Source organism: Streptomyces sp. 13-12-16, assembly GCF_002114215.1.
In the GTDB taxonomy this organism is placed as follows: domain Bacteria; phylum Actinomycetota; class Actinomycetes; order Streptomycetales; family Streptomycetaceae; genus Streptomyces.
The window spans coordinates 1-10,181 of the sequence record NZ_NCTE01000163.1; the positions used below are offsets into that span (position 1 = coordinate 1).

Below are 10,181 nucleotides of genomic sequence, written 5' to 3' on the forward strand. Positions count from 1 at the left end.
CGCTGAGACGACGCGGCACCACGACGGCAGCGGACGGCGCCCGGCCGAGGCGCCCCCGCACCGAGGTGCGCCGGCCGCGCGGATCAGGGCCGCCCGCGACGAACGACAGGCCCGCGGGACCGTGGCTTCCCGGCCCGGGCCGACCCCACGAGAGGACGACGGCACATGACGACCCCGCACACGGACGTACGCGATGTCCGGCTGCTGTACGGCTGCATGGGACTGGGAGGGGGCTGGGACCGGCAGCGGTGGACGGCGGCGGATCTCGGCCACGCCGAAGCGGCCGTCGAGGCCGCGCTGGAGGCGGGCATCACGGCGTTCGACCACGCCGACATCTACCGGCACGGCAAGTCGGAGGAGGTCTTCGGGGAGATCCTGGCGCGGTCCTCCGGGCTGCGTGAGCGCATCCTCGTGCAGACCAAGTGCGGCATCACCCTGCCGGACGGAGACCGCGTGGGCTCCTACGACCTGAGCGGGCGCACGATCCTCCGGCGGGTCGAGGAGAGTCTCACGCGGCTGCGCACCGACGTCATCGACGTCCTGCTCCTGCACCGGCCCGACCCCCTGGCCCGCCCCGAGCAGATCGCTGAGGCCTTCCGCACCCTGCACGGGCAGGGGACGGTGCGGCAGTTCGGGGTGTCCAACATGAGCGCCGCGCAGATCGCCTTCCTGCAGAAGCACCTGGATGTGCCGCTGGTGGTCGACCAGTTGGAGATGAGCCTGGCCCGGCACGAGTGGGTGGAGTCGGGCGTCCTGCTGAACATCCCGGACGGGGCGGCGGGCGGTTTCCCGCACGGGACCGTGGAGCACTGCGTGACCCACGGCATCCAGGTGCAGGCCTGGGGGGCACTGGCGCGGGGCCGCTTCACGAGCGGGGCGGACTCCCCGGCCGCCCGGCTGGTCGCGGACCTGGCGCTCCGCAAGGGGACGACCCCCGAAACCGTCCTGCTGTGGTGGCTCCAGCGCCATCCGGCCGCTGTCGTCCCGGTCGTGGGCACCACCCGGCCCGGGCGCATTCTGGCCTGCCGTGACGCTGTGCACCGGGCGCCCGACCTGTCCCACGAGGAGTGGTACGAGCTGTGGGTCGCCGCGCGGGGCGCGCCGCTGCCCTGAGAGGCGTCCGCCGGCGGACGGCGGTGAGCGGCCCGGGCAGCGAAAGGGTGCCCGCACTCTTTACGCGCTTGTCATGCGCGAGTAATCTCCGGATGCCTGCAAGATGTTGCTGCAAGTTTCCGACAGGCGGCGCATCGCGGGCACGGGCGCAGGAGGCCTCGAGGCGCGTCAAGGTCTCCGCCGGCGTCCGCACGGCAGCTGGCCCTCCCCCACCGCATCCTGGAGACGCGCATGAGACGCCGCCGCTCCCTCGCCCGCCCCTGGGCGGCCGGAGCTCTCGCCGCAGGCACCCTCGTCCTGCCCCTGACCACTCCCACCGCGCCCGAGGCCGCCGCAGCGCCGGCCTCCCCGACCGCCGCCTCGGCCACCGTCTTCTACTACACGAAGACGAAGAACTGGACGGACCACTACCTCCACTACGCACCCGACGGCGGAAACTGGACGACCGCCCCCGGCACGCGCATGGAAGCCGCCTGCACGGACTGGGTGAAGCTCACCGTCGACCTGGGATCCGCCGCCGGGCTGAAGGCCACCTTCAACAACGGCAAGAGTGTCTGGGACAACAACAACGGCTCGGACTACGTCCTGGGCACCGGGAACATCACGGTCAAGGACGGCGTGGTGGCGCACAGCGACCCCTGCGCCGGCTCCGGAGGACCCGGCAACGAGGCGACCGTCTACTACTCGACCCAGACCCTCGGCTGGACCACCGCCAACCTGCACTACCAGCCCGCCGGCGGCTCCTGGACCGCCGTGCCCGGCGTGGGCATGGAGGCCGCCTGCGCCGGCTGGTGGAAGCGGACGGTCGGCCTGGGCTCCGCGACCTCGCTGAAAGCGGCCTTCAACAACGGCAACGGGGTCTGGGACAACAACAACGGCTCGGACTACGTCCTGGCCTCCGGGACCAGCACGGTGAAGAACAACACCGTCACCGCGAACGCGAAGGACCCGTGCGCCGCCGAGGAACCCGACACCGAGGCGCCCACCGCCCCGTCCGGTGTCAGGGCGAGCGCGACCGACACCTCCGTGGTCCTGTCCTGGAACGCCGCCACCGACGACACCGGCGTGACCAGGTACCAGGTCACCCGCACCGGCGGCACCGAGGGCACCACGGTCACCGACGTGACCTCCACCGTGCTCTCCGACACCGGCCTGGAGGAGAACACCACCTACACCTACACGGTCAAGGCCGTGGACGCGGCCGGCAACGCCTCGGCCGCCTCCGCCCCGGCGTCGGCCACCACCGGGAAGAAGCCGCCGGCGCCCCCCACGGGCGCACCGCTGGGGACGGACCCGCGCAAGGACCCGATCTACTTCGTCATGACCGCCCGCTTCAACGACGGCGACAGCTCCAACAACCGCGGCGGCAGCCAGCACGTGAAGTCGGGCAACGCCGCCAACGACGACCCCATGTTCCGCGGCGACTTCAAGGGCCTGGTCGAGCGGCTCGACTACATCAAGGCGCTCGGTTTCTCCGCCGTGTGGATCACTCCGGTGGTCCTCAACCGCTCGGACTACGACTTCCACGGTTACCACGGCTACGACTTCTACAAGGTCGACGCCCGGCTGGAGTCGGCCGGCGCGACCTACCAGGACCTGATCGGCGCGGCCCACGCCAAGGGCATGAAGATCTACCAGGACGTCGTCTACAACCACAGCTCCCGCTGGGGCGCCAAGGGACTGTTCACGCCGACCGTGTACGGCGTGCGGGACAACCAGTGGAGCTGGCTCTACGACGAGAAGAACGCGGGCTTCGAGTACGACGGTCTGACCGTCGAGACCAAGTCCGGCAAGTCGTACTACAACGGCGACCTCTGGTCGACCGCCGAACCGACCGGCAACACCTGCCTGAACTGGGGCAGGCCAACCGGGGCCAAGAGCCCCGAGGGTTACACGATCTACAACTGCCAGTGGCCGAACCCCACATCGGGCATGTTCCCCAAGGCGTACTACCACAACTGCTGGATCGGCAACTGGGAGGGCGAGGACTCCCGCTCCTGCTGGCTGCACGACGACCTCGCCGACTTCGACACCGAGTCGGTACCCGTGCGGAACTACCTGATCGGCGCCTACAACAAGTACATCGACATGGGTGTCGACGGCTTCCGCGTCGACACGGCCGTCCACATCCCCCGCGTCACCTGGAATCGCCACTTCCTGCCGGCCGTCCAGGAGCGCGTCACCCAGAAGTTCGGGGCCGAGGCCGCGCAGAACTTCTTCGTCTTCGCCGAGGTCGCCGCCTTCGTCAACGACAAGTGGAACCGGGGCTCGGTCAACCACTCGGCGCAGTTCTACACCTGGAAGGAGCGCAAGGAGTACAGCGCCGACGACGGGAAGGCGGCGCTCGAACAGTACGACTACGAGAACGGCCAGGGCACGGGCAACCAGCCGACCTCGAACAACGCCTTCCTGAACGGGAACACCTACCACGCGCCCGACCACAGCAAGTTCTCCGGCATGAACATCATCGACATGCGCATGCACATGAACTTCGGTGACGCACACAACGCCTTCGGCAACGGCAAGGACTCCGACGACAGCGTCAACGACGCCACCTACAACGTCGTCTACGTCGACAGCCACGACTACGGCCCCAACAAGAGCAACGAACGCTACACGGGCGGCACCGACGCCTGGGCCGAGAACATGTCCCTGATGTGGACCTTCCGCGGCATCCCCACCCTCTACTACGGGTCGGAGATCGAGTTCCAGAAGGGCAAGAAGATCGACTGCGGCCCCACCTGCCCCCTCGCCACGACGGGACGCGCCTACTACGGCGACCACCTGGCCGGCTCCGTCACGGCCTCCGGTTTCGGCACGGTGGAGTCCGCGAGCGGCAAGGTCGCCACCACCCTGGACCAACCGCTGGTGAAGCACCTGCAGCGACTGAACCAGATCCGCCGGGCCGTCCCGGCCCTCCAGATGGGTCAGTACTCCACGGAGGGCATCTCCGGCGGCATGGCCTTCAAGCGCCGGTACACCGGCGGCGGCACCGACAGCTTCGCGCTCGTCACCGTGTCCGGCTCCGCCACGTACACGGGGATCCCCAACGGCACCTACCGGGACGCCGTCACCGGTGACACCCGCATCGTCTCCGACGGCAGGCTCACCGTCGGGGCGCCCGGTAAGGCCAACCTCCGCGTCTACGTCCTCGACGGCACCGGGAAGATCGGGAAGGACGGCCCCTACCTGAAGTAGCAACATCCCGCTCACGCCGACGGATCACCGGGCGGAGCCGCCCCGACCGCCCGGCTGGAGAAGTGAACGCGTCGTCGCAGAGGTGCCCACCGCGACCCGGCGGCGGGCACCTCGTCCCCCGTCGTCCATCAGCACCACGGAACCGTGCTGACCGGACGGCGTGACGACCTCGAACCACCCCGCACGCCACCGGCAACGCTGTGCCCCCGGTTCCCGGACCGGACGAGATCGTCGGTGGCGAGCGGTCGGGGATGGGACCGACGGCAGCCGGAACCGGGCTGGGCAAGCTGCATCGACCTCCACCAGTAGACCGCCGCACACCCCGTCGGGCGGTCGCCCGCATCGACCGCGTCTGGTTGTCGTAGGCGGTCACCGACCAGAACCGGGCGGCGGGAATGTCCGGCGGAAGCACCGGACGGTAGTTCCTGCCGCCGTCGAGGGCCCGGCCCTCCTGGTCCGCGAGCGAGAACACGTACTGCGAGCCGCCGCCGGGCAGCGGTGCCGTGAACGCCGGGCTGATGCCCACACCCAGGTACCACCACCAGGACCACAGGTCGAGTTTCCGGGCGCCGTCGTTCGGACGGGGCTCGACGCCCTTGTCGGTGGTGTCCGCGGCCAGAGCACCGGCGTTCTCGGGGTCGAGCGCCTCGGCCGGCTGGTCGTGCACGAGCCCGCTCGCGAAGTCGAAGTACGTCGCGTCCGCGGGCGGGACCATGTTCACGGACAGTCCCGAGCCCTCGACGAAGCGCGGCGGACCGGGCCGGCGCGGCACCGTCGGCCGGACGTCCGCGGTCCGGGCATCGGCCGGCGCCTGCGACACGCCCGTACGTCGCACCCCGGCAGACGCTCCCGGTCCTTTACGCGGAGCCATCGGCCGTGCACGGCGTCTTCCGCCGCCCGCCGCACCGGATCAGTCCTTCCGCGCCCATGACCTGCATGAAGGGAGGAAGAACGGGGCAGACGAGCCGCCTGGACATATGGAGGATGCCATGACCATGACGGAGCAGCCGGTCGAGACGGCGGGGGAGGAAACCGCCTGCTGCGCACGCCACGACAGCCACGGTCCGGGAGCCGGTGCCGAAACGCCGGAGACACCGCGTGAGCGGGTCAACCGCCGCTGGAACGAGATCCTGCAGGAGACGCGGGTCACCCAGACCGGCGTGCAGATCCTCTTCGGGTTCCTGCTCAGTGTGGCCTTCACCCCGCTGTTCCGGGAGCTGGGGACACTGGACCACGCCATCTACGTCACCACCGTGGTGCTCGGCGCCGCAGCCACCGGATCGCTCATAGCACCCGTCTCCATCCACCGCTTCCTGTCCGGACAGCGCATGAAGGACGAGGTGGTGGAAGCCGCCGGCCGCTTGATGATGTGCGGCATGGTCCTCCTCGCGCTGACCATCGGCTGCACGCTCCTGCTGATCCTCCGTTTCGTGGTCCCCGGCGTCCTCGCCGAAGTGCTCGTCGGCGCGGTCATGCTGTGGTTCGGCCTGTGCTGGTACGTACTGCCGCTACGCCTGCGGCACCGCGCCGCTCGGCGCTCGCGCACCGACGGCGCATGACGCTCCGGGGGGACGGTGCACCGCCGGCTCGTCACCGGTGCCGGAGACGACCTCGCTCGTCAGGAGTTTCCTCCACGTGCCGTGTTCCGGCACCCGGTGCGGCGGGTACTCACTCGTGACCTTCGGTTTCCTTCACGTACGGGACCTTCGCCCGGGACACCCGTCCCCGATCACGGCATTCGCGGACCGTCGGCGTGAAAGGCGGCACACCAGTGAGCACACGACACGGCACGGCCCTGGTGACGGGAGCCTCCTCCGGCATCGGCGCGGCCTACGCCGGGCGGCTGGCCTCCCACGGGTGGGACACCGTCCTCGTGGCCAGAAGGGGGCAGCGGCTCGACGACCTCGCGCAGCGACTGCGCGAGGCGACGGGCACCACGGTGGAGACCCTCGTGGCCGATCTGTCCGAACCCGGCGACCTGGCACGGGTGACGCGGCGTGCGGCGGGCGACGACATCGGGTTCCTCCTCAACAACGCGGGGATCAACGGCTACGGTCCGTTCGCCGGACTCGAACCGGAACTCATGACGAAGATCCTCGACCTCAACGTCCTCGCCGTCACCGCGCTCACGCGGGCCGCGGTCCCGGCCATGCTGGAACGCGGGCGCGGCACCCTGGTCAACGTGGCCTCACAGCTGGCCTTCGCGGGTGCGCTGCCGCCGCATCCGCTGCCCGAGCGCGCGGTGTACGGCGGCACCAAGGGCTACGTGGTCACCTTCACCCGCACGCTCGCCGCCGAACTGGCCGGCACCCCGCTGCGGATCCAGGTGCTGTGCCCCGGGCTGACCGCCACCGAGTTCCACCGGTCGCGTGGCGACGAGCCCGTCCCGGGACGGAACCAGTCCGTGCACGAGGACGGCGGCATGCCCGTGGACCAGGTCGTCGACGCGTCCCTGGCCGCACTGGACACCGGCGAGGTGGTGTGTGTACCGGGGCTCGAGGACCCGGCCCTGGTCGACGGTCTGGCAGAGGCCGAACTGGCGATCCGCACGGCGGCCCGCCGGGGCAAAAGCTGACCCGGCCCGTCCGCACGGCGGACGACCGCGTGCCGACGGGGCCGGCGCGGGACGGCCGGAACCGGCCACGGACCGTCGCGGGTGGACGGCGTGCGTTCGGCGTGACGCCCGGCGGTGCGGGTACCACGGACGGTCAGGAGGGAACATCATGACGCGCGTGAAGCGGTACGCCGTGGCCGCCACCGGACAGTGGACGGACCAGGAAGAGGGCCGCCGCCGGCTGCCCGCGGGCGAGGTGCACGCCTGGGAGCCGGGCCTGAACCAGACCGTTTGCGGGTTGTCCCTGAGCCGCTCGGAGCTGATCCGTTTCCCGCATGTGGTCTGGCAGGACACCTTCCCCGAATCCGGAGGCGCGGCGGACCGCGTCCGGCGTGTGTGCCCCCGCTGTGCCTCTGTCGCGGGACGCCGCGGCAGCGACGCCCGCCCCCGGTGGCACCGCACGAACCCCCGGCCGTGAGCGACTGGACAGGAAGCCCCGTCCCTCGGCGGCACCGCACGGACAAGGGCCCGGGCCGGACCCGCCGGTCGTCATCCGTGCGTACGGAGCCGTGCCTCCACCGAGGTCGGACTCGTGGCGCGGTGGGGGCTGACGGCTGATCGCCCGCTGCGGCGTCACCTGCGGCATGCCGCAGGAGGTCTTCGACGGCATCCTCCCGATCGACGCCACCGCGCGCCGCTTCCGCACAGCACTCCCCGAGGCCGACTACGTCGAGGTCGATCGACGGACGCCCGGAAGACGGTGGAAGCGGACATCGACGACGGGCGAGAACCCGGGTCGACGCTCCGTCAACCACTCTGCCGCACACGGGCGTTGGTGACACGTGCCGAAACCGGGCGCGGTCACGGGCGCGTCCGCGCCTCCGTCACGTCCGGAGTCTTGACGCCTGTGAAACAAGTCAATAGTTTCAGTATCTTCGACTCACCGCCCACGACCCGCACGGCACCGCGCAGCCACGTCATCCGGCTCACCGGCGGCATCGTCGTCCCCACCCGTACGGCAGGAGGCCGGTCGACGCGGAGACCGTCCGCTTCCCCGATCCGACCGCTCGTGCCGCGAGCCGGTGGCCGCGATTCCGACAGGAGGGATCCCCCATGGGCCGCTACAGCCGGCTCCGCCGCATCCAGCAGATGGACCCGCGGCGGGACTTCGAGCAGATCTACCGGTGGATCGTCCACTACGAGTTCCCCCGCGACTATCTCCACGGGACGTCGATCGCGTTCCTGCGCGACTTCGGCGTCCCGCGCGTCTCCCGGCTCCTGGACCGCACCCAGGAGTTCGAACGTGCCGGTCAGAAGCGGTACGACGACACGGTGCTGATCACGTACGAGATGGTCCGCGAGGGGATGGACTCGGAGCACGGCCGGGCGGCCGCCCGCCACCTGAACCGCATCCACGGCCGTTACCGGATACCCAACGAGGACTTCCTCTACGTCCTCGCCACCACGGTGGTGGGGCCGAAGCGGTGGATCGACCGGTTCGGCTGGCGGCGCCTGTCCGCGCAGGAGACCGAGAGCCTGGCGCTGGTGGGCCGGCGGATGGGCGAGATGATGGGCATCTCCGGCGTGCCCGACACCTACGCCGCGTTCGAGCGGCTCCACGACGACTACGAGCGGGAGATGTTCGCCTACGACCCCGCCAACCGCAGGGTCGCCGCGGCCACCCTGCGGATCATGGCCTCCTGGCACCCGGCCCCGGTACGCCGGCCGACGTCCCGGATCGTACTCGCCGTCCTGGACGAACCGCTGCTGACGGCGCTCGGCTTCCGCCCGGAGCCGCGCTGGGTGCGGGCCGCCGTCCACCGCGGCTTCCGCGTCCGGGCCGCGCTGATCCGCCTGCTGCCCGGGCGGCCGGAGTGGTTACCGCGCAAGCCCAAGGCACGCACCTACCCCTTCGGCTGGACCCTGGACGACCTGGGGCCGCACTGGGCGCACTCCCGTCCGACGGTCCCGCTCCAGGAGGAGACACCGCCGGAAGGGGACTCCGTTCCGGCGCAGCCGTCCGCCCCCCGTGCTCCCCGTCAGGAGACCCGATGACCGACACCACCCCGGCCACCGCACCGCGCGCCACGACCTTCACCACGTACTCCCCCACGACCGGCGAGCCGATCGCCGATCACCCGTTGCACGGGCCGGAGGAGGTCTCCCGCTCCGTGGCGCGGGCCCGGACCGTCCAGGCCGGCTGGGCGGCGCTGCCCGCGTCCCGGCGCCGTGACCATCTGCTGCGCTGGAAGAAGGCGCTCGCCACCGACCTGGACTCCGTGGCCCGCACCATCGCCGAGGAGACCGGCAAGCCGGCCGGTGACGCCGCGCTGGAGGTCGTCCTCACGCTGGAGCACCTGGGCTGGGCCGCCCGCAACGCCGGACGCGTGCTGCGCCGGCGGAAGGCGGGCACGGGACTGTTCACCGTCCACCAGCGGGCCTCGCTGGTGCACCGGCCGCTGGGCGTGGTCGGTGTGATCGGTCCCTGGAACTACCCCCTGTACACCCCGATGGGCTCCATCGGGTACGCCCTGGCCGCGGGGAACGCCGTGGTCTTCAAGCCGTCCGAACTGACCCCGGGCACCGGGGTCCTGCTGGCCGGCCTCTTCGACTCCGCCGTGCCCGGACACGCCGGACTGCTCACCACCGTCACCGGCGCGGCGCCCACCGGGGACGCCCTGGCCCGGTCCGGGGTCGACAAGCTGGCGTTCACCGGTTCGCCGGGGACGGCCCGCAAGGTGATGGCGGTGTGCGCCGGGACGCTGACGCCGTTCCTCGCCGAGTGCGGCGGGAAGGACGCGGTGATCGTCACCGCGGACGCGGACCTGGACGCGGCGGCCGACGCGATCGTGTGGGGCGCGCTGAGCAACGCGGGGCAGACCTGCGCGGGGGTGGAGCGCGTCTACGCGGTGCGTGAGATCCACGCGGCGCTGTGCGAACGGGTGGTCGAGCGGGCCGGGGCGCTGCGTCCGGGTGGCGGGGCGGACGCCTCCTACGGCCCGATGACGCTCCCGGGCCAGGTCGCGGTCGTCGAGCGGCATGTGACCGGTGCGGTCGCGGCGGGTGCGCGGGCCCTGCTGGGCGGGCCCGGGTCGGTGCGTGCTCCGTACGTCGCGCCGGTGGTGCTGACCGGCGTTCCGGAGGACGCGGCGGCGATGACGGAGGAGACCTTCGGGCCGGTCGTGGCGATCAACGCGGTGGCCGACGTGGACGAGGCGGTGGAGCGGGCCAACGCCTCGCGTTACGCCCTGGGGGCCGCGGTGTTCTGCCGCGGCGGGCGCGCCGGTGCGGCGATCGCGGCGCGGCTGCGCGCGGG

Annotated in this window: 8 protein-coding genes; 7 read left to right on the plus strand and 1 reads right to left on the minus strand. The window is 71.4% G+C overall.

The window, feature by feature from the left end:
- The first annotated feature begins 165 nt into the window (after positions 1-165).
- Positions 166-1,113: an aldo/keto reductase family oxidoreductase gene (locus B7767_RS07695; protein WP_256923351.1), complete on the plus strand. Its 948-nt coding sequence runs from the start codon at positions 166-168 to the stop codon at positions 1,111-1,113.
- Between the two features lie 231 nt (positions 1,114-1,344).
- A complete protein-coding gene (locus tag B7767_RS07700) occupies positions 1,345-4,311 on the plus strand; it encodes a carbohydrate binding domain-containing protein (protein ID WP_085571502.1) in 2,967 nt (988 codons plus the stop codon).
- On the opposite strand, the gene B7767_RS47830 is transcribed toward B7767_RS07700, so the two are convergent.
- Positions 4,220-5,182, minus strand: a complete 963-nt coding sequence (locus B7767_RS47830; RefSeq protein ID WP_306297947.1) for a DUF1214 domain-containing protein — start codon at positions 5,180-5,182, stop codon at positions 4,220-4,222. The two genes, B7767_RS07700 and B7767_RS47830, sit on opposite strands and share 92 nt — an antisense overlap.
- Before the next feature lie 118 nt (positions 5,183-5,300).
- Between B7767_RS47830 and B7767_RS07710 the strand changes: the two genes are divergently transcribed.
- The 5 genes from B7767_RS07710 to B7767_RS07735 all read left to right on the plus strand — a co-directional run.
- A complete protein-coding gene (locus B7767_RS07710) occupies positions 5,301-5,870 on the plus strand; it encodes a DUF6328 family protein (RefSeq protein ID WP_073938139.1) in 570 nt (189 codons plus the stop codon).
- Between the two features lie 212 nt (positions 5,871-6,082).
- Positions 6,083-6,886 carry an SDR family oxidoreductase gene (locus tag B7767_RS07715; protein WP_085571503.1) on the plus strand — a complete coding sequence of 268 codons (804 nt, stop codon included), beginning with the start codon at positions 6,083-6,085 and terminating at the stop codon, positions 6,884-6,886.
- Positions 6,887-7,034: 148 nt separating this feature from the next.
- Complete coding sequence (locus B7767_RS07720) at positions 7,035-7,343, plus strand: hypothetical protein (RefSeq protein ID WP_030872040.1); 309 nt, start codon at positions 7,035-7,037, stop codon at positions 7,341-7,343.
- A gap of 635 nt (positions 7,344-7,978) precedes the next feature.
- A complete protein-coding gene (locus B7767_RS07730; protein WP_085571505.1) occupies positions 7,979-8,920 on the plus strand; it encodes an oxygenase MpaB family protein in 942 nt (313 codons plus the stop codon).
- Positions 8,917-10,181: aldehyde dehydrogenase family protein (locus B7767_RS07735; RefSeq protein WP_085571506.1), on the plus strand; the 1,265-nt coding region annotated here is incomplete at its 3' end. The genes B7767_RS07730 and B7767_RS07735, both read left to right, overlap by 4 nt.